Raw genomic sequence first — 19481 nt, 5'->3', positions numbered from 1 at the left:
AAAATCAATTAAATAATGAAAAATCATTTTAAAACCTTTTGGGCTTTTGCCCTAATGATTGGCTCTGTTGTATCCTCTATTGCGCAGGATACTATAAAATCACCGCTTGCTTTAGGCGGGATAGAACCGTACCAAATGGAAGTAACTTATGATAAGACTTCCCACCTGATTTTCCCAACTGCTATCCGTTATGTGGATCTCGGAAGCAAATTCCTGATTGCCGGAAAAGCTGATGATGCCGAAAATGTGCTTCGTATAAAAGCCTCGGTAAAGGAGTTTGAACCCGAAACCAATTTTTCGGTGATTACAAACGACGGTCGCTTTTACAGTTTCAATGTGTATTACAGTTCCTGCCCACAGACGTTAAGTTATGACCTGCAGACAATGCAAAAGACTGTGGACAAGGCCAGCGGAAACGATGTGCTTTTTGAGGAGTTGGGAAACAACCCGCCATCATTGGCTGGTCTGTTACTGGAAACCATCTACAAAATGGACAAGCGCATTATAAAGCATATCGGCGCTAAAAGTTTCGGCATACAGTTTATCCTCAAAGGCATTTACATCCATGACGGGAAATACTATTTCCATACGGAACTTGTAAACCGCACTAATGTTCCTTTCCAGATTGATTTTATCAATTTTAAGGTGGTAGATAAAAAGTTAGCCAAACGTACCGTAGTACAGGAAAGACCAATGATACCACTTCGTACTTACAAGCCACTGGATGAGATTGGCGGAAAAGCAGTCGAACAAAATGTGTTCCTGCTGGACCAGTTTACCATTGCCGATGACAAGGTACTGCTGATTGAGATTTTCGAGAAGAACGGCGGCAGGCATCAAACACTTCAGGTGGAAAATTCGGATTTGATAAAGGCGAATGTTGTAAAGGATATGCACCTAAAAATATAGTAACCCCAATAAAAAAAAACAATAAATGAAAAAATATCTATTTGCAGTGCTGTTTGTAGTAACAAGCATCACTATTGTACAGGCACAGCGAATGCTGCCCAAACAAAAAGGACTGGAAATAAACACAGGAACCTTATCCAATGATAGTCCCGGCAGAAATTATTACCTCAGCATAGGGCTGACTGTAAATGGCAGAAATGGTAATTACCGACTATGGGCATTGGAATATACCCACCAATATTCAAAATACAAAGAACTGAGAATACCACAGGAAACGTACAGTATGGAAGGTGGCTACAGTTTCTATCTGTTGGGAGATACAAGAAAAAATATTTCCCTCAATGCAGCCATCACCGGGCTTATCGGTTATGAAACCATCAATCGTGGAAATGACATACTATATGATGGTGCAAAGATTCTCAATGAAGAGAACTTTATCTATGGCGCGGGAGGAAAATTGTCTTTGGAAACCTATTTATCGGATCATTTTGTATTGCTGGTTCAGGCAAGGGCAAAAGTATTCTGGGGAACATCACTAGAACAGCTTCGACCGTCTGCAAGTGTTGGTTTACGATATAACTTTTAAAAACAGCAATTATGAAACAATTAATCAATTACAATAGTGAACGGTTCGCAGCATGGATTAAATATCTATGTCTATTTTTTACAATATTGATAAGCGCATGCCTCCTTTCTTCATGCGATAAGGAAGATTTGAAAATCCAAAAAGGTTTTCCATTTGATATTGTGGCAATGCCGGTTCCTGACGAGATTGCTAATGGTCAAACAATTGAAATAAGACTTGCAATTCAAAGGGCTGAGAATTATAACGGGACTCAATATTATATCCGCTATTTTCAATATGATGGTCAAGGTACACTGCAATACTTCAATGAGCTGCCGTATCTCCCCAATGATTTGTATCCATTACCAGCTGAGCAGTTTAGACTGTATTATACTTCACAGTCTAGTGTGACACAATCTTTCGAGGTATGGATTTCAGATAACTTTGGTAATGAGAAGCAATTGAGTTTTCAGTTGAACAGCAGCGATTGATAAAATCATTGACGATTCATATAAAGTAAATTGATCTGCTAAAATACGGCAGGTCAATTTTTTACGATTTATTTTTTAGGTTTTAAATCTTTAATTTTACTTCTTTAATTCCTTCTTTTTTCTAATACTAAAACAGAAAATTATGGACTATACATTACTGATAATGGGAATTCTAGCGCTGTCAATAGGACTTTTTTTTATGGTATTGGATCGGTAAAAGGCAGTTCAACAGACGTAATCCTAATGGTGTTGAAGGCTTTACAAGCTACGAAAAAGCAGTATTGATTCGTTTTTTGGAACGAATCGGCCGTTGGCTGGCTTTTGTATTAATTATAGCCGGACTACTTTTCTTATGAGGTTATTCCCGAGAAAAAAAGAAGTTGGAACAGCAGGCTGTAACCGATAAACAATTGTCAAATAAATAATAAATAGAAAAGATTGATTGCAGTTTCTAGATTTTCAGATCCATTAAATAGTGCTGTCATCAGAACTATTTCAGAATAACTTTTCGACTTACACAGTTAGTGAGACACTGCCTTTTTTATTTACGTACAATCTCCACAGAACATTTTGCATTTAATGCCACCGCCTGCGAAACCGAGCCAAGCAGAAAGCCTTCTATAACCCCATGACCATGAGAACCAACGATAATCAAATCAGCACCGAATGTTTCAGCTTCTTTGAGTATTGCACTTTTTGGAGAACCACCAATAACCATTGTACTTACAATTAAAGCCGGATTTTTATCACGCAAAATTTTCGCTGCATTTTCCGTAATTTTCTCTGCGCCTTTAAAAGCGTTGTGATCAACTTCAGCATAATATTCATGTGAAACTCCCATTGGCTCAAGAGTATTTATTAGCGACATTCTTTCATAAACAGAAACAATACACACTTCGGTTTTTGGCGGAAATGGTCTGTTGGCAATTTCATTAATTGCTGTTTTACTATATTTTGAACCATCAGTTGCTAGTAGAATTTTCATTCTTTTTCCTCCACTAAATTCATTCCGCACTTGGAACATTTTCCTGGTTTATCCGAAGTAACTTCTGGGTGCATTGGACAGGTGTACGTTTTTTGAGTTTCCATTTTTTTTATATTTTAATATTGTTTGTATTTGTATTATTTGGACATATCCATATTTTTATCCATTCCAGTCATTTTGTGTGATTGCATTTTTTTATTTTTCATCATATCCATCATTTTAGGATTATCCATCATCGATTTACACATTTCAGACATCATCGTAGTATCTGTTTTAGATGCTTCCATCATTTCGGTCATCATTCCTTTCATCATATCTGGATTATCCTTCATCATTTTCATCATGTTTTCGTGATTTGTCATCATCATTTTTCCTTTACTACTGTTCATCATCGCTTGCATCATATCTTTAGACATATCGCTATTGTTTGCAATAGTATCCATAATTGCCTTTTTTGTATCTGAATTTGAAAGAATTTGATTTACATCAGTTTTGGATTGGCAAGATGTAAACAAACCAATCGATACAATAATTAATGTGATTTTTTGTAATGTTTTCATAGTTTATAATTTTGATGGTTTAAAATCTCTTAAATAATTCCTCTAAACGAAACTTTATTTAAGAGATTAAAATACTCACATTTTACTCATATTACTGCACTCAACAGCACATTTGCGACAGGCTTCCGCACAATTTTTGCAATGCTCCATGTGTGCATGTTTTTCACATTCTTCGGCGCAAGCTGTACAAATTTCGGCGCATAATTTGCAGATTTTTTCCGTAAACTCACTTCCGCTTGCCATAGCCTGCATTGCAAATAAACAAATAGCTGCACAATCATGATCTAGTTTTATGCAACGCGCTAACATTTTTACGTCTTGCTCATTCAAGCATTCACTTTCGCAATGTGAACATTCTACTGCACATTCTGAACAAGCATCGATACAATCTTTAAATTTTTGATGACTCATCTTGCTAAATTTTAATTGCGAATTAATTTTCGCAGTTTAAAGGTAGCTTTTTAGCTTGAAAAAGTATTGTGAAATTCTAATAAAAATTATATAATTCACACATTATCAGGGATATATTTTGATTTTATAAAAAATATAATTGCAAAAAAAGGACACTTGTCTTTTAGAACAAGCATCCTTTATACAAATTTAAAATTTGAGTTTCTTAATAATTCAAAGTAGCACCTAATCCAATTCCCATATCACTATCATAGTGCGTAGTTATTCCAAAGTTTCTTTTGATAATATAACGTAAGCCTGCCATATATTCTTTGTCGGTGTTCCACATTAAACTCATTCGTAGTCTTTTAGAGACTGGGATATCTTTTCGTTCAAACTGTAAACGCACATTTCCGTCGGTAAATACTTCGGCTTGAGCGATAATAAGCATTGGTAAAGTGTAATTAACCCCTGCACTAAAAACAGCTCTGTGGTCTTTGGTATTGGTTTGCCCAAATAAATTTCTTTCTTGCTCGTCTATCCCCATTTTTCTATATCTCCAATCAAAACCTATAAAAGGCATTAACCATTGCATTTTTCCAATGTATCTTCCAATATGGGTTTCGATTTCATAACCGTGATGATCATTGTAGCCCAATCGCCATTCGGTGCCGATACTCCAACGTGTACTTTGATACATTGCTTCTCCATCGTTTCCGTTTGTGGCAAAATCATTTTCGGCCATAAAGTGAAATGCTCTATCGTCAGCAAACAATTTGCGTTGCGCCAATTTTGGGTTTGGGATTAATGGATTTGCAGGGGAGTTTTCATAACTAAAAACTCTGCCCATTCCGCTCATCATGTGATATAAAATATGACAATGAAAAAACCAATCGCCACTTTCGGTGGCTGCAAATTCGAGCGTATCAGTTTCCATTGGCATGATGTCAATGATGTTTTTCATTGGAGCATAATCTTCTTGTCCGTTGATTACCCTAAAATCATGTCCGTGCAAGTGCATTGGATGGCGCATCATAGAATTGTTGTGAAGGATCATGCGTACGATTTCTCCTTTTTTAATTAAGATTTTATCACTTTCTGAAACTACTTTGTTATCCAGACTCCATACATAACGATTCATGTTTCCGGTAAGTTCAAACTTTAATTCTTTTACTGGTGCATCTTTCGGAAGATTGGTTTTTGTTGGCGATTTCAACATGGCATAGTTCAAGGTCACGATATCAGAAAGTGCATTGGAATCATATTGATCCATGCCTTGCATTTTATGGTCTCCCATATTCATCGCATCTTTTTTCTCATTGCCCATATCCTTATCTTTCATTTCCTCTTTATTCATATCCATTTTATCTCCCTCCATATTCATACCCGGCATTTTATCGGCGCCTTTTTTCTTTAGCTCGCCAGTTATTTCCGGATACATGACTACGTTCATGTCCATTTGGTTAAGCGACATTTGCATTCCCATATCGTCTAAATCTCCGTTCATTTTCATCATGCCGTTCATCATCTTCATTCCTTCAAAATATTTTAACTTGGGTAGCGGAGCCGTTAATTGCTTGATACCATCACCTAAATATAATGAGGCTGATTTTGTGCGATCTTCGGGTGTAGCCAAGAATTCATAAGCTGTTTTATCGGCAGGAATGGTAACAATCACATCATAAGTTTCGGAAACTGCAATTAGTAATCTATCGACTTCAACGGGTTCCACATCGTTACCATCGCTTGCTACAACCGTTATTTTGCTGCCAGCATATGTCAACCAGAAATTGGTTGATGCACCGCCGTTTGCAATTCGTAATCGGACTTTATCGCCTGCTTTAAATTGTGAAAGTTGGCTTTCATTTTTTCCGTTTATTAAGAATTTATCGTAGTACACATCGCTCACATCCATAGCGTTCATTCGCTTCCATTCGTTATTAAGTTTTGTTTTAAAATATCCGCTTCTTATGGCTTCTGCATAACTTTGGGTTGTTCCTTTTTTAATAGCAAACCAATCCGAAGCATTATGCAACATTCGATGTACATTATTGGGATTCAGATCTGTCCACTCACTTAAAACTATGGGCACGGTGGGAATATCAAGCTCTTCTCTTTTATTCATAGTAAAAGAACCGTACATTCCTATTTGTTCCTGCAAACCAGTATGGCTATGATACCAATGTGTACCGTGTTGAATAATTGGAAATCTATACAAGTGGGTAGTATGCGGTTTGATTGGCATTTGTGTAAGGTTTGGCACACCATCTTCTTTGTTTGGTAAAAACAAACCGTGCCAATGCAACGATGTTTCTTCGTTCAATTCATTATGCACATAAATTTCAGCGGTATCGCCTTCCGTAAACGTAAGTGTTGGCATTGGTATTTGTCCGTTTACTGCTATGGCTCTTTTTGGTTTTCCGGTAAAGTTTACGATGGTGTCTCGCACATACAAATCGTATCGAACTGTCCTTGGCGGTATGTTGTTTACAATTGTCTTTAAAAAGCTTAAGTTTGCTTTTGGCATATCCATTTTGCCCATCTCATGATTTTGAGGAGCCTCATTATTATCCGTTTTCATATTATCCATGTTGTCCTTCTTTTTAGAAGTCTTTTTCATGGGCATTTGCATTTCATCCTGCTCTTTAACTACCGATTTCTTAACTGCTTTCGGTTTTTCCTTTACCAAAGTCATTCCGCATTTAGGGCATTTCCCTGGCTTGTTAGCGTGAATTTCGGGGTGCATTGGGCAGGTGTATGTTACGGATGCCACCTTATTATTATCCGTTTTCATATTGTCCATGTCGTCCTTCTTTTTAGAAGTCTTTTTCATGGGCATTTGCATTTCATCCTGCTTTTTAACTACCGATTTCTTAACCGCTTTCGCTTTTTCCTTTATCAACGTCATTCCACATTTAGGGCATTTCCCTGGCTTGTTAGCGTGAATTTCGGGGTGCATTGGGCAGGTGTATGTTGCGGGCTGCTTCTTTTTAGTATTTTCTTTTTTTGACATATTCATCCCTTTCATATCCTGTGCTTGGGCAAAGGAATAAATAGACATAATGAATATTAATACTATAATTTTTCTCATTTTTTTAGTTTAAAATTGATTTATTTTTTCCATAGTAACTCCAACTCTAAAATTTGTTTTTTGAGTGATTCTACACTTTTCATTTTTTTTAATTCTGCTATTGATAAAGCTTTTTTACCTGCTTCAATTGCACTGGAATAGTCTTTTAGTTCCGTTGCTATTTTTTGTCTCAAATTAGGATAGTAAAAATTCTGCGGATCTAATTTCTCGGCTTCAATTAGCCAAGCTATTGTTTGTTTGGAATCTCTGTTTGTACTGTAATAATAGTTTGCCGCTTGAAATAATAAATTAGCATCAAGGGTTTTTTCTTTAATGATATTTTTATCTATTACTGCTAAAATATTTTCATCTGCTTTACTTTTTAATGGAATTTTCACCATCGAATTTCCCCATATTATTTTTAGGAATCCCTCTCCTTTGCTGTTAATATCATTTATTTCGATTGTAAATGTTTCATAAAAACTGGGTATGCTTTCCACTGGAACTGTAAAACGAAAAACATCTTTTTTGGCATCGTATCCGGCTTCTCCATGTAATGTAGTATCTGTATTTACAATTATTGTCCACTCCTTTTTTGAAGGTATTGTGAATATTGAGTAACTACCCATTTTTAAAGTAGTATTTCCAAATACAATATCTTCGTTGGTGGTTATTGAAGTACAATCACTGGCGCCAGTTCGCCAGAGTTTTTCAAAAGGCACTAATTCACCAAATATTTTTCTGCCTCTTGCTAGTGGTCTGCTGTAAGAAACTTTGATTATTGTGCTACCCAATTCTTGTTCAAATGATGCAGATGGGCTTGCAGAAGTTAGTTTTATTTGAACTTTTTCTTGTGCCGAAATTACTAAAGCCTGTAAAATAAAGAAATTTATTAGTATTATTTTTTTCATGGTTTTTGATTTTAAATTGATTTTATTATTTTTTTGTTTTTTTAGTTTCCTCCAATTTTTCTAATGGTAGGTTCGAAACGCTTTTAGCCTTTGGTCGTTATCGACAAACCATGTGTTGTAAACGCTTTATGTATCGGTTTTGTATTGTTGAATTATCTGCGTTAGGTTATTCATTTTTACTTTAGTATAAATTTGCTTTCAATTTAATATTTTCATAATCATTGACACCAAATATCACATTTTCATTCCCTCCATGGGGTCGCTTCCTTTGCGGAATTTATATTCACTATTTATAGCATACGCTCCAGTAATAACTACTTTTTTTGAAGGATCCATTTCCGATTTAATTTCAATCATCCCATTGGTTTCCGCTCCAGTTTCCACCATTAGGCTTTCAAATACTCCCGGTCTTTTTTCAATCCATATGTAAGACGCATTTTCTTCTCTGATTACTGCATCTGTAGGTATGAATATTCCTTTTATATTGGACTGTGTTAATCTTGCAGTTGCCTGCATCCCGGGTTTTAAAAGTAAGTTCGGATTGGGTACTTCCATTCGAATTAAAAGCAGTCTGGTGTTTGGATTTATTTCAGGATTGATAAATGAAATTTTTGCAATTATAGTTTTATCAGGATAATCAGTAAATGAAACTTTGGCGTTTTGTCCAAGGTGCATGCTTTTTGCGTAATTGATATTCACCTGTGTTTCGAGCCAAAGACTATTTAAATTTGCCAATTTAACTATACCAGCACCCTCCATTGCATAACTGCCTTCTGTTGCTATTATCTCCGAGATAGTTCCACTGCTTTTACTATAGAAAATAGTGTACGGAGAAATTTCTTTACTCGATTTTATAGTTTCAATTTGGGCATTGGATAAACCAAAGAATAATAGTTTTTGTTTGGCAGCAATGAGCATCGTACGTGCGTTTTTTCCAAAATCACCTGGCATGGTAAGTTGTTTGTATGCTGTGAAGTAATCTTGTTTGGCTATGGCAATATCTTCACTATACAATTGATATACCGGTTCGTTTTTAGCAACATAATCACCAACCGTTTTGAAGTATAACTTTTCAATTCGCCCCATTGCTCTAGCAGAAATGGTGTTAATTTTTTCTTGATTAATTGTTAAAACCCCTGTATAATTTTGCTCTAAACTGCTTTGAGTTGTTGCAACAGTTTGCGTGGTGATGTTCCCCAATTGTAGCTGCTGTTTACTCAAGCTTATCTCATTTGGAGCTGTGTCGTCACTTTTTATTGGAGTTAACTCCATATGACAAATGGGACATTTCCCAGGCTTATCCTCCTTTACTTGAGGATCCATAGAACAAGTGTAAAAAATAGTTTCTTTATTTTTATGTTTGCTATGGTCTTCTTTGTTTTTAGTATTGCAAGCTATACATACAGAAAGTAGTATTGATAGAATGCCTATTATTTTTATCGTTTTCATGATTACTCGGTTTTAATAAAGCTTTCGCTATCAATTAAATATTGTGCATTTTTAGCAAGGGTATCTTCAACGGAAATTCCACTGATAATTTGAATAAAATCATCTATTTCAATTCCTGCTTTTATTGCAGTTGCTTTAAAGCCATTATTCTTTTTTATAAAAACTATTTTCTTGTTGCCAATACTCACTAATGCTTGTTTTTGCAACCAAACCCCTTGTACTGAATTTGTTTTCACAATTCCCTGCAATCGCAGACCTATGGGTAATTTCAGTTTATTGTTGTTTAGGTATACCCTAATTCTATTGGATTTATCTGCTGGATTAAATTGAGTTTCAATAAAATTTATTTGTGCATCGATGAATTCGTTTTTGTCTAATTCTGTAGCAATTTTGATAGTTTGATTGGTTTTGATTAGACTATTGTACCCTTGGCTAACATTAAAAATGCCCCATACTTTATCGGTATTTACTAATTTAAAAACTACTTCTCCCTTTTTTATGTAGTTACCTTCCTTTATGTTTAATATTTCTGTATTGTTATTTGCACTTTGCATCGACGAATTGCTTGTATTATCCATTTTTTCTGTTCCTTGAACAATTCCAGAAGCTGGACTGTAAATTGAAACTTGAGGATTTACTTTTTTGGAAGAAGACAATGAATTTATCTGATTTTTAGTCATTCCATAAAGCAATAATTTTTGCTTTGAGGCTTTAATAATTGCTGTATTATCGGAATCATTGGAAACTAAATAAATAAAATTTTGCTGTTCTGTCAATAATTCAGGGCTGTATAAATCAAATAATTTCTGTCCTTTAGCTACTTTTTGGTACTTATAATTGACATACATTTTTTCTATTCTTCCACTTATTCTAGCAGCAATATTTACTGATGAATTTGGATCGTAAGACACTATTCCAGGTAAGTTTATTTCACTGCTTAATGTAGTGTCTTTAGCTGTTGTAGTTTGATAATTCCCGACGATAAAATTATCAGTAGGTTTCAAAAGGTTGTCAATAGAATTGTCTTCCTCAGCTTGGCTTTCTGTTATTTTTTTTACCAAAGTCATTCCGCAAATAGGACAATTGCCAGGTTTGTCGCGAATAATTTCGGGATGCATAGAACAGGTATAAACTTCTGTTTGATGTGAATTCTCCGAGTGATTATCTGATTTTATTGCAAAGAAATAGACAACAAATCCTATACTAGATATTACGATTAAAACCAAACTATATTTTAAATATTTATTCATAATTATTTGATTTCTAGTTGTTTTTCAATTTCTACTTGTGTATTTAAAATATTTTGCAACTTATCCAAAACATCAATTTGTGCCATATTTAATGCTTCCCAAGCATCCAATACTACAAACAGATCTCCCGTATTATTCTGCCAAGCCAATATTGCAGTATCATAGTTTCGTTTTAAGGCAGGAATGATATTTTTTTCAGCAATATCATATTGTTTTTTTAGGTTTATCAGTTCTGTATTCATACCCGAAATCATTCCTGCTGCTTCATTCAAAATCATTTGCTTTTGCCAGTTGAGACCTTCATTCTTGATTTTAAAACTGTTGATATTGGCTTTATTCATTTTTGTTGACCAAGGCATTGGAATAGTAATCATTCCCATTAAAGAGAATTGTTTTGGCTGTTCTCCAAAGGCAAACATATTGTCATATTTAACACCAAATTCTGGTAATAATTTTGCTTTTTCGGTTTCAATTTTTAATTGATTTAATACCATTGTTTTTTCAATCGCTTTAACATCACTTCGGTTTTGGGAAAGTGAGGTTGTATCTGCTTTTATGGCATCAAAATCATTTAATTTATAGGTTTCATCTATTTCAAACAAAGTGTTTTTATCTCTAGCCATCAAAGTATTCAGCATAATTCGTTTTTGAGAGATGTCATTTTGTAACATTACAATCATACTTTGTAATACACCGTATTGCGATTTTGCTTTGTAATAGGTTGGCAATTTATCCATATTATACTGATAGCGTATTTCCATACTTTTTATCATATAGTCTAAAAGCAATAAATTATCATCCGCAATTTTTATTTTTTTATTTAATACCAGCCATTGGTAATAATTCGTTTTTGCCAGTGCCTTTAATTGATTAATCGTATAATTTTTATTTTCTTTTTCAACAGATGACATTGCATTCATGTAATTGAAATCAGACTTAAGTTTTCTAGCATTCGGTATCATTTGTGTAACACCAACCATGTAAGATCCCATTCCTGGATCCATATCACTTGCTTTCCACATTTTGGTATTGTATGGTGTCATAAAAAAACCCGTTTCCACTTGTGGTGCCATCCAACTTTTGGCACCTTTTGCAGCAGCATCCATACTTTGAATATCAGCATCATACATTTTTAGTTGTGGATTATTTGTTTTGATATTCGTCAAAACAGCATCCAACGAAAGTGTTTGCGCCACCATATTAGCAGTACTTAAAATCAAACAGCTTATTGCGATATAATAGTTATTCTTTAACATCTATAAGTTCTATTTTGCCTTTTGTTTTTAATTCTCGAAGTTTCACCATCTCAAAAACTATAGGGGTTACTAATAATACATAAATTGTTGAGGTAATTGTACCCCCAATGAGTGGAACCGTAATTGGCAGCATCACATCGGCACCGGTTCCTGTTGCCCAAAGAATAGGGATTAATCCAAATAACGAAACGGAAACGGTCATCAATTTTGGTCTCAACCTTTTGGCAGAACCGTCAATAATGTACTGTTTCAAAATTGCTTCTGTAATTGTTGCTGCACTGTTCCCGTGTTTTTCTACCATTTTATTCATTGCTTCATTCAAATAAATAGTCATTAACATAGCGGTTTCGATTGCCATTCCAAATAGTGCTATAAAACCAACTGCGACGGCTACAGATAAATTTATTCCATAAAAATAGACCATAAAAATCCCTCCAATCAAAGCAAACGGTACGGTTATCATTGTAATCAGTGCTTCTTTCATAGAATGATAGGTGAAGTACAGAATAAGGAAAATAATGATAACAACTATAGGTAAAATCATGCTTAATGTTTTATTGGCTCTGATTTGGTTTTCCCACTGTCCGCTCCACTCCACATAATAGCCTTTGGGCATTTTAGTGATCATTGCATTCAATTTTTTTTGCGCTTCTTTTACCGTACTTCCTAGATCACGCTCTCGCACATTAAACAGGACACTGCCTCGAAGCATTGCATTTTCGCTATTTATCATTGGAGGACCATCGCTTATTTTTACATCGGCAACGGCTTCTAATGGAATAGGACCAAACTCCATTGTTTGCACTTGGAGTTTTTTTAACGCCTCAATACTATTTCTGTATTCCTGTGCATATCTTGCATTTACAGAAAATCGTTGTCTTCCCTCAATGGTTGTAGTAAGTTTCATTCCACCAATAGACGCTTCCACCACATTGTTTATATCATCTATTGTAAGTCCGTATCTGCCAATGGCCTCTCTTTTTGCCTCGATATCGATGTACTTTCCTCCAGTAATCGGTTCCGCATATAAATCTTTTACGCCAGAAGTACCTTCAAGGGCTTTTTTTATTTTTTGAGATAAAACATTGATAGTGTCTAAACTTGCTCCGTAAATCTTAATTCCTACATCGGTTCTAATACCAGTAGCAAGCATATTAATCCTATTAATGATGGGTTGTGTAAAACCATTCGTAACTCCTGGAATTTGAAGTTTATTATTTATTTCATTAATAATATCGGCTTTCGTTTTGTCTTCTCTCCATTCGTGTTGGGGTTTTAGTAAAACAATAGTTTCAATCATGCTTATTGGACTATTATCGGTTGCTGTATTAGCGCGTCCGGCTTTTCCCAATACGTGTGCTACTTCGGGTATTGATTTTATCAATTTATCTTGCACTTGTAAAATTCTTTTTACCTCAGAATTGGATACGTCTGGCAATGTTACAGGCATAAAAAGCACGGAACCTTCATCTAAAGGTGGCATAAATTCTGTCCCTAAACGGGTAAACATTAAAACGCCAATTAGGAGCGCAATTATATTAATACCTAATACTGTTTTCCTCCATTTTAAACAAAAAATTAAAATAGGAGTATATATGCTTTCCAGTTTTTTATTAATTGGATTTTTGTTTTCTGGACGAAGTTTGCCTTTAAGCAGCAAACTAATTAGAACTGGAGTAAGGGTAATGGCTAAAAAAGCATCTACTATAAGTATAAACGATTTTGTCCAAGCCAATGGGCTGAATAATTTACCTTCCATACCCGTGAGAAGAAATACAGGTAAAAAGGAAGCTATCACAATGAGTGTTGAATAAAAGACACCTGGACCAACTAATTTTGAAGATTTTTCTATAAGTTGTAACTTTTCTTCAGAAGATAAGGGGTCATGTTCTTTTTTGAATATATTTTTTATTTTATCATTCATTTTATTTCCGAATTATTTTGATTACTCTCCATCTCTTCCTGTTTCTCCGAAATTGTCCTATACGCATTTTCCACCATTACAATTCCGTCATCGACGACAACACCTATAGCTAATGCAATCCCCGTTAATGACATGATATTAGATGATATACCAAATGCTTCAAGCAAAATAAAGCCAATAGCCACAGATATAGGTAATTGTATTAAGATAATTAAAGCACTTCTCCAATGAAAAAGAAAAAGTAGTATAACAATTGAAACAACAATCATTTCTTCTATTAAAGTTCCTTTAACCGATGCGATTGCTTTTTCTATCAATTCACTTCTGTCATAAGACGTTTTAAAAGTAACGCCTTCAGGCAATCCTTTTTCAACTTCTTTCATTTTTTCTTTTACAGCTTTTATAACTTTATCTGCATTTTCACCATAACGCATAACTACAATTCCTCCTACAACTTCACCTGTTCCGTTTTCGTCAAAAATTCCCAAGCGTAAATCTCCACCCATTTGTATCGAACCAATGTCTTTTACCTTTACTGGAACGGAATTATAATTTTTAATAGCAATGTCTTCTACATCTTTTATGTTTTTTATGTACCCTAAACCTCTTACTATGTAAGACATATTACTCATTTCAAATTTTCGACCACCAACATCATTGTTATTTGCTTTGACTGCATTCATCACTTCCATCATACTCACATTATAGTACTGCATTTTCAAGGGATCTAACACTAATTGGTACTGTTTTTCAAAACCACCAAATGATGCTACTTCAGCCACGCCGGGAACAGTTTGTAATGCAAATTTCACGTACCAATCTTGTAAAGCTCTTTGTTCTCCCAAGTCCATACCGTTAGCCTCTAAATGATACCAAAAAACATGGCCAACTCCAGTTCCATCTGGTCCTAATGTGGGCACTACATTTTGAGGCAATAATCGTTGGGCATAATTCAACCGTTCCAACACTCGAGTTCTTGCCCAATACACATCTACATTATCTTCAAAGATGATATATACGAAACTCATCCCAAACATAGATGCACCGCGAATATTTTTAACTTTTGGTATTCCTTGCAGGTTTGAAACCAAAGGGTATGTTATTTGAGCTTCTATAACCTGTGGACTTCTTCCCATCCATTCTGTAAATACAATAACTTGATTCTCGGACAAATCCGGAATGGCATCTATCGGGTTTTGTTGCACGCTATAAATACCCCAAGCTAATAAGCAAGCTGAGACGAGAAGAACAACAAATCTATTTTTTAGTGAAAATGATATTAATTTTTCTACCATAATATTTAGTTTTCTAATGAAAGACTATCTTTTGTTTTATTTATCCAATTGATTACTTCCTCTTTTTGAGCAGGTGTTACTATTGCATTTTTATGAAGTAACGTGTAGGACGCTAAGGGCATTTCATCAGATTTTATTTGTTTGATAATAGCTTCTAATTTGCTTCCTTGTTTTCGTTTAGAATAGTCGCCAAACTCACTAAAGTTTAAGTCCTTCTTTCCCTTTTTGATGTGATTTTCCATGAAAATCCGTCCTGGTTGTATGTATGAATACCAAGGATAATTAGTGTTATTACTGTGACAATCGTAGCAAGATGTCCGTAAAATAGTTTCAACATTTTTAGGAACATCGTACATTTTTGTGAAATTTGCAGTTAATTCCTGCTCATAACTTTCATTACGAGCAGGTTGATATAACTGCATCAGCAAAAAAATAACAAACCCAATTATGAGTATTTTCTTGATGATTTTTTTCATTTTATAATTGTTTTTTCATAGAACCACAAGTAAGCATTTTCGAACCGTAGTAAGGATTTTTTATTTCTTTGCTTTCACTTATCCAAATAGCCCCTTTTCCTTCATTATACATAGGACAAAAGTCTTGATATAGTTTTTGTTTTGCTCCAAATATTTTTATCAAATCATTCACATCTTTACTCAACATCGCAAAATGTTCTCTTTGGTGGTCAATTTTTCCAACATTATCGCCAATGTGTTCTGCGTGTTCTTTAGCATCATCAGCAATATCAATATATTCTGTTTTTAATTTTGGATCTATTGTATTGGTATTGACTTTATTTAAAGTTGCATATAATGCTTTGCCCGCATTGGCTGCTCCTTTTGTATCGTCTTTTGTGAGTGCGTTTTTTAATTTTAAATAATCAGAAATTATTTCATTTGTAGAAAATGTTGTTTGGGTAACCGATGTAGCTTCAGTATTAACTTCGACTGTCGCTGCATCATCGTGACTATGACTACCATCAGTATGATCATGAGCTGCTTCATTTTGTACAACGGGTACAGTTAATTCCATACCACATTTTGAACATTTTTCTCCTTTTTTTCCTGTTATTTCGGGGTGCATAGAACACGCATACAATTGTGAAGTACTTTCTGTTTTTTCTGAATCAGTTGTTACAGCTTCTTTATTTTTTTGGTTACAAGAAACTAGTACAAATGCCATTGCTATGGCTGAAAGGATTAGATTTTTCATTTTATTATTTTTTTAAATTGATATTATTAGCTTCTTACTTTTTAGACTTTTTTTCAGTCATTTCCATTCCACATTTTGGACATTTTCCTGGTTTATCAGAAGTTGAGCCGTCCATTGGGCAAACATATTTTGTCACAATTTTACTTTTAGGTTGACTACCTTTTGTAGCGTGGGTATCTATTGTTTCGGTGATTTTTACCATTCCCGTTCCACATTTAGAACATATTCCTTCAGTTACAGAAGTAGAACCATCCGTAGGGCAAACATATTTTGTCACAATTTTACTCATAGGTTGACTTCCTTTTAGAGCGTGGGTATCTATTTTTTCGGTGGTTTTTACCATCTTCATTGCACATTTAGAACATTTTCCAGGTTTATCAGAAGTTAAGCCGTCCATTGGACAGACATATTTCGTTACAGTTTTACTCTTAGGTTGACTTCCTTTTGTAGCGTGGGTATCAATTTTTTCGGTGATTTTTGTCAATTCCATTCCACATTTTGGACATTTTCCTTCTATTAAACTCACTTCTTCTGGATGCATCGGACAGGTGTAAGTTGTTTTTTGAGCTTCCTTTTGCGAAGATTTTGTAGCTTCTTGAGCTGATGCCAATGTATTTACTGCTAAGAATACGCTTAGTACGATAATTAATGTTTTCATTTTTTAAAGTTTTAATTTTATTGTTTTATTGTTTCTACTGTTTTACCACAACTCAACATTTGTGAACCGTAGTAAGGATTTTTAACTGTATTTTCTTTACTTAACCAATTGGCATCTTGCATCGGGCAATATTGATAATAAACCGGTTCAGTAAATTTTGAAACTTTTATCAGCTCATACGTATTTTTAGATAATGATTTAAAAAGTTCTCTTTGCTTTTTGATATCCTGTGTTTCAGAAATATTTTTTGCATCAGCAGTTAAATCTTTAAAAACTTTCATCCAAATCATATGTACATCCATTTTCAATGTTTCCATTTTTATTTCATTCATTGCAGAAAGCAATTTTTTAGATTGCATTGAAGCTGTTTTGCCATCCGTTTTTACTAAAGCATCTTTCAATAAAAAGTAATTATCGAAAACTGGTTTTAATTGATTTTGAGTTACTTGTTCTATTTTTTGAGTTTCTGATTGATTGGCGTGAACGCTATGATTTTCCATAGTTGCCATTTGCTTCGCCTTTTCGCTATCACTTGGGTCTGATTTAATTTCGGTTTTTACTGCAACTTTTGCTTCACGATCATATTGACAACAGCCATGAAGATTGTTATATACATCATCTGGAGCAAGGAATTTTTCGCTATCATATCCAGCTAAAGCAATACGTTTTAGAATTTCATCTTGGTTGGTTTGTTTGGTATCATAAGTGATAGTAGCCATTCCAGTAGTTGCATTCCAATCTACTTTGGCAACTTTTTTGAGATTTCCTGCTTTTTCTATAGTAGTTTCACACATGCCACAGTTGCCGAATATTTTTACGGTTTCGGTTTTAGCGTTTTTAATTTGCGCGTTAGCGACTACGACTGATAGCAATAGAGTTATTGCCATCACTATTTTTTTTAGTGATTTCATTGTAAAATAATTTTAAAATGAATTAGTTAAACAAGAACAAAATGACAGCACAACAAAGCCGTCCTTTTGAAAATGAAATTAACTGAGAAAAAAATGATTTTAAAGCAATAATTGCTTTTTATTTGACACAATTATGGCTATCAAATTTAAAATTTAGCCTATTTTTGGTATAAGCCATAAAGAATTGAAACCAGAAGAAATGGGGGTCTCGTAATTGTAAAAATTTTGTTTTTCTGAAAAGTAATTAAAAATATTTCTATTAAAGTTCAATTCATTAATAGAAACAGATGTGTTGCAAGAAGAAGCACAACCACATTTAGAATGGCTGCATTTTCCTCCACAACCTTTATGATTTTTATTCTTCGAATGATTATCACCTTCGCAACAATCTCTTTTATCTGTTTTAGAAGAGATTTCTTTTTTGCAAGATTGTTTTTCTGAATTATTTTCACACGCAAAAGTTACCGTTGGCATCAAGAAGAAGCCAAGTACAACGATTAATAAAATGTGAAACTTTTTCATTTGTATCGAAAATCTAATGTTAAACAAAGTTAGAGAAATAAACTTAATTCTCGCTAAAGACTTGTTAAAAAAATTTCATCACTACTATTTTGTTTTGATTTATATTCTCATCAAGAGTATTATTAGGGAAGCAAATAGATAAAGACTAAACTACTTTAATCTTTGTTATTTTAAAAAAAATAACTTTTAAAATGCTTTAATTTTATTGGAGTAATGGTTCGAACTCCCTATCGACCACAAAAAATTACAAACCTCCAAAGTCATTTGATTTTTGAGGTTTTTTTATGGTTCAAATAATTGAATGAATATTGCTTAATTTTCTCAACATCTGTATTTACTGGAAATACTGGTTCAAATAGGGTCAACATTCTAATGATTTTGGAAGTCGCCGGGACTACAGCCGAACACCTTATACCGATTTTAACTTTTTTTGATAGCTTAAAATCACAGCCTAATGTTTTGATTTTTAATATTTTAAGTAACTATTTTTTGATGATCATTTTTTAAGGTTAAAATCTTTAACTAAGTGTTCTTAACGTTTTTTAATAATTCTAAGTTTTTTAAGGTAAAAAGTTGTAGTTGAAGGAGGCGTGAGAGTTCGACTGTCGAACTCTTTTTCACAGTTGAACACCTTACAGGCTAGAATAATAGAATAATAAGAAAAATCTTATGTTTATTTTTAATGTGACTATCTCAGGACAATAATTGGTCCATCGGCAAAACGAAATGCTTCGGTAGTACCATAACTTTCTCTAAATGCTTTCCAAGCTGTTTTGGCTATTGTAAAATTTGCTTCTGTTGGAGTTGCAGTAAAAGTATATATTGCGGTTTCTAGAAATACTGCATCGTCATAAGCTTTTTTATAATTTGCGAAAGCAATATTTGCATAATTTCCTACAAGTTGTTTTTTTGTTACAGTAGAATTATTGGTATCATCATTATTACAAAAAATTATTAAAACCCCTGCTTTAAAAGTAGTGACACTTTTAAAAATACTTTTCCATATTTATATTTCTTTAGAATAATTAAATTTAAACAAAAATATAAAGTTTTGTTAAGTCGTTACATTTTATTTAGAATAAATTTAAATAAAAAATTTGTTTGTTACATTTTAGGTTTTATA

At 33.9% G+C, this 19481-nt stretch carries 19 protein-coding genes and 1 pseudogene; 3 read left to right on the top strand and 17 right to left on the bottom strand.

All coding sequences use genetic code 11. The annotated features are described in order from the left end of the window. Window positions 1–15: 15 nt before the first annotated feature. The 3 genes from traN (at window position 16) to E0I61_RS09415 (ending at window position 1965) form a co-directional block, all read left to right on the top strand. Window positions 16–909 (top strand): conjugative transposon protein TraN, encoded by an 894-nt coding sequence (traN, locus tag E0I61_RS09425; RefSeq protein WP_132070960.1) that lies wholly within the window; start codon window positions 16–18, stop codon window positions 907–909. A 91-nt stretch (window positions 910–1000) separates the two neighbouring features. Continuing rightward, window positions 1001–1495, top strand: a complete 495-nt coding sequence (locus E0I61_RS09420; protein ID WP_235832097.1) for a conjugal transfer protein TraO — start codon at window positions 1001–1003, stop codon at window positions 1493–1495. 11 nt (window positions 1496–1506) lie between these two features. Beyond that, window positions 1507–1965, top strand: a complete 459-nt coding sequence (locus tag E0I61_RS09415) for a DUF3872 domain-containing protein (protein ID WP_132070956.1) — start codon at window positions 1507–1509, stop codon at window positions 1963–1965. Between the two features lie 541 nt (window positions 1966–2506). Here the strand turns inward: E0I61_RS09415 and E0I61_RS09410 are convergent. The 17 genes and pseudogenes from E0I61_RS09410 to E0I61_RS16465 all read right to left on the bottom strand — a co-directional run bounded on the left by E0I61_RS09410 (window position 2507) and on the right by E0I61_RS16465 (window position 19238). Beyond that, entirely contained in the window at window positions 2507–2950 is a 444-nt protein-coding gene (locus tag E0I61_RS09410; RefSeq protein ID WP_165930207.1) for a universal stress protein, read from the bottom strand. Beyond that, window positions 2950–3042, bottom strand: a pseudogene (locus E0I61_RS16475) (heavy metal-binding domain-containing protein); the annotation flags it as partial. The pseudogene E0I61_RS16475 and the gene E0I61_RS09410, both read right to left, overlap by 1 nt. A 45-nt stretch (window positions 3043–3087) precedes the next feature. Next, a complete protein-coding gene (locus E0I61_RS09405) occupies window positions 3088–3510 on the bottom strand; it encodes a membrane or secreted protein (protein ID WP_132070952.1) in 423 nt (140 codons plus the stop codon). A gap of 75 nt (window positions 3511–3585) precedes the next feature. Continuing rightward, on the bottom strand, window positions 3586–3921 hold the full coding sequence (locus E0I61_RS09400; RefSeq protein ID WP_104000220.1) for a four-helix bundle copper-binding protein: 336 nt from the start codon (window positions 3919–3921) through the stop codon (window positions 3586–3588). A 205-nt stretch (window positions 3922–4126) separates the two neighbouring features. Beyond that, window positions 4127–6991, bottom strand: coding sequence for a multicopper oxidase domain-containing protein (locus tag E0I61_RS09395; RefSeq protein WP_235832095.1), 2865 nt, complete (start codon window positions 6989–6991; stop codon window positions 4127–4129). A gap of 20 nt (window positions 6992–7011) precedes the next feature. Continuing rightward, a complete protein-coding gene (locus E0I61_RS09390; RefSeq protein WP_132070950.1) occupies window positions 7012–7881 on the bottom strand; it encodes a DUF2911 domain-containing protein in 870 nt (289 codons plus the stop codon). Between the two features lie 234 nt (window positions 7882–8115). After that, window positions 8116–9330, bottom strand: a complete 1215-nt coding sequence (locus E0I61_RS09385; protein WP_132070948.1) for an efflux RND transporter periplasmic adaptor subunit — start codon at window positions 9328–9330, stop codon at window positions 8116–8118. Window positions 9331–9332: 2 nt separating this feature from the next. Beyond that, complete coding sequence (locus tag E0I61_RS09380) at window positions 9333–10580, bottom strand: efflux RND transporter periplasmic adaptor subunit (RefSeq protein ID WP_132070946.1); 1248 nt, start codon at window positions 10578–10580, stop codon at window positions 9333–9335. Between the two features lie 2 nt (window positions 10581–10582). Then, window positions 10583–11836, bottom strand: coding sequence for a TolC family protein (locus E0I61_RS09375; protein WP_132070944.1), 1254 nt, complete (start codon window positions 11834–11836; stop codon window positions 10583–10585). Beyond that, window positions 11823–13760, bottom strand: a complete 1938-nt coding sequence (locus E0I61_RS16545) for an efflux RND transporter permease subunit (protein ID WP_132070942.1) — start codon at window positions 13758–13760, stop codon at window positions 11823–11825. The genes E0I61_RS09375 and E0I61_RS16545 overlap by 14 nt, the downstream gene beginning before the upstream one ends. Further along, entirely contained in the window at window positions 13757–15055 is a 1299-nt protein-coding gene (locus E0I61_RS16540; protein WP_131993948.1) for an efflux RND transporter permease subunit, read from the bottom strand. Before E0I61_RS16540 ends, E0I61_RS16545 begins: the two co-directional genes overlap by 4 nt. A 5-nt stretch (window positions 15056–15060) precedes the next feature. Further along, the gene (locus tag E0I61_RS09360; protein ID WP_132070940.1) at window positions 15061–15531 is read right to left on the bottom strand and encodes a heme-binding domain-containing protein; all 471 of its coding nucleotides are present in this window, start codon (window positions 15529–15531) and stop codon (window positions 15061–15063) included. Between the two features lies 1 nt (window position 15532). Next, window positions 15533–16267, bottom strand: coding sequence for a DUF3347 domain-containing protein (locus E0I61_RS09355; protein ID WP_132070938.1), 735 nt, complete (start codon window positions 16265–16267; stop codon window positions 15533–15535). Window positions 16268–16301: 34 nt separating this feature from the next. Continuing rightward, entirely contained in the window at window positions 16302–16925 is a 624-nt protein-coding gene (locus E0I61_RS09350) for a heavy metal-binding domain-containing protein (RefSeq protein ID WP_132070936.1), read from the bottom strand. A 17-nt stretch (window positions 16926–16942) separates the two neighbouring features. Continuing rightward, complete coding sequence (locus E0I61_RS09345) at window positions 16943–17836, bottom strand: DUF3347 domain-containing protein (RefSeq protein WP_132070934.1); 894 nt, start codon at window positions 17834–17836, stop codon at window positions 16943–16945. Window positions 17837–17989: 153 nt separating this feature from the next. Continuing rightward, window positions 17990–18358: a hypothetical protein gene (locus E0I61_RS09340; protein ID WP_132070932.1), complete on the bottom strand. Its 369-nt coding sequence runs from the start codon at window positions 18356–18358 to the stop codon at window positions 17990–17992. Between the two features lie 688 nt (window positions 18359–19046). Continuing rightward, complete coding sequence (locus tag E0I61_RS16465; protein ID WP_262708578.1) at window positions 19047–19238, bottom strand: imelysin family protein; 192 nt, start codon at window positions 19236–19238, stop codon at window positions 19047–19049. Window positions 19239–19481 lie beyond the last annotated feature (243 nt).

Origin of the sequence: Flavobacterium ranwuense (genome assembly GCF_004349315.1) — a bacterium.
Taxonomy (GTDB): Bacteria; Bacteroidota; Bacteroidia; order Flavobacteriales; family Flavobacteriaceae; genus Flavobacterium; species Flavobacterium ranwuense.
This window is presented reverse-complemented; position numbering and strand designations above follow the sequence as displayed.

What these genes read in the sequence shown, in the direction of transcription:
- E0I61_RS09360 (WP_132070940.1), bottom strand. Translation starts at nt 15,531, where the DNA reads ATGAAAAAAATCATCAAGAAAATACTCATAATTGGGTTTGTTATTTTT.
- E0I61_RS09345 (WP_132070934.1), bottom strand. Translation starts at nt 17,836, where the DNA reads ATGAAATCACTAAAAAAAATAGTGATGGCAATAACTCTATTGCTATCA.
- E0I61_RS16540 (WP_131993948.1), bottom strand. Translation starts at nt 15,055, where the DNA reads ATGGTAGAAAAATTAATATCATTTTCACTAAAAAATAGATTTGTTGTT.
- E0I61_RS09400 (WP_104000220.1), bottom strand. Translation starts at nt 3,921, where the DNA reads ATGAGTCATCAAAAATTTAAAGATTGTATCGATGCTTGTTCAGAATGT.
- E0I61_RS09420 (WP_235832097.1), top strand. Translation starts at nt 1,001, where the DNA reads ATGCTGCCCAAACAAAAAGGACTGGAAATAAACACAGGAACCTTATCC.
- traN (WP_132070960.1), top strand. Translation starts at nt 16, where the DNA reads ATGAAAAATCATTTTAAAACCTTTTGGGCTTTTGCCCTAATGATTGGC.
- E0I61_RS09355 (WP_132070938.1), bottom strand. Translation starts at nt 16,267, where the DNA reads ATGAAAAATCTAATCCTTTCAGCCATAGCAATGGCATTTGTACTAGTT.
- E0I61_RS09385 (WP_132070948.1), bottom strand. Translation starts at nt 9,330, where the DNA reads ATGAAAACGATAAAAATAATAGGCATTCTATCAATACTACTTTCTGTA.
- E0I61_RS09410 (WP_165930207.1), bottom strand. Translation starts at nt 2,950, where the DNA reads ATGAAAATTCTACTAGCAACTGATGGTTCAAAATATAGTAAAACAGCA.
- E0I61_RS09415 (WP_132070956.1), top strand. Translation starts at nt 1,507, where the DNA reads ATGAAACAATTAATCAATTACAATAGTGAACGGTTCGCAGCATGGATT.
- E0I61_RS09375 (WP_132070944.1), bottom strand. Translation starts at nt 11,836, where the DNA reads ATGTTAAAGAATAACTATTATATCGCAATAAGCTGTTTGATTTTAAGT.
- E0I61_RS09350 (WP_132070936.1), bottom strand. Translation starts at nt 16,925, where the DNA reads ATGAAAACATTAATTATCGTACTAAGCGTATTCTTAGCAGTAAATACA.
- E0I61_RS09340 (WP_132070932.1), bottom strand. Translation starts at nt 18,358, where the DNA reads ATGAAAAAGTTTCACATTTTATTAATCGTTGTACTTGGCTTCTTCTTG.
- E0I61_RS16545 (WP_132070942.1), bottom strand. Translation starts at nt 13,760, where the DNA reads ATGAATGATAAAATAAAAAATATATTCAAAAAAGAACATGACCCCTTA.
- E0I61_RS09380 (WP_132070946.1), bottom strand. Translation starts at nt 10,580, where the DNA reads ATGAATAAATATTTAAAATATAGTTTGGTTTTAATCGTAATATCTAGT.
- E0I61_RS09390 (WP_132070950.1), bottom strand. Translation starts at nt 7,881, where the DNA reads ATGAAAAAAATAATACTAATAAATTTCTTTATTTTACAGGCTTTAGTA.
- E0I61_RS09395 (WP_235832095.1), bottom strand. Translation starts at nt 6,991, where the DNA reads ATGAGAAAAATTATAGTATTAATATTCATTATGTCTATTTATTCCTTT.
- E0I61_RS09405 (WP_132070952.1), bottom strand. Translation starts at nt 3,510, where the DNA reads ATGAAAACATTACAAAAAATCACATTAATTATTGTATCGATTGGTTTG.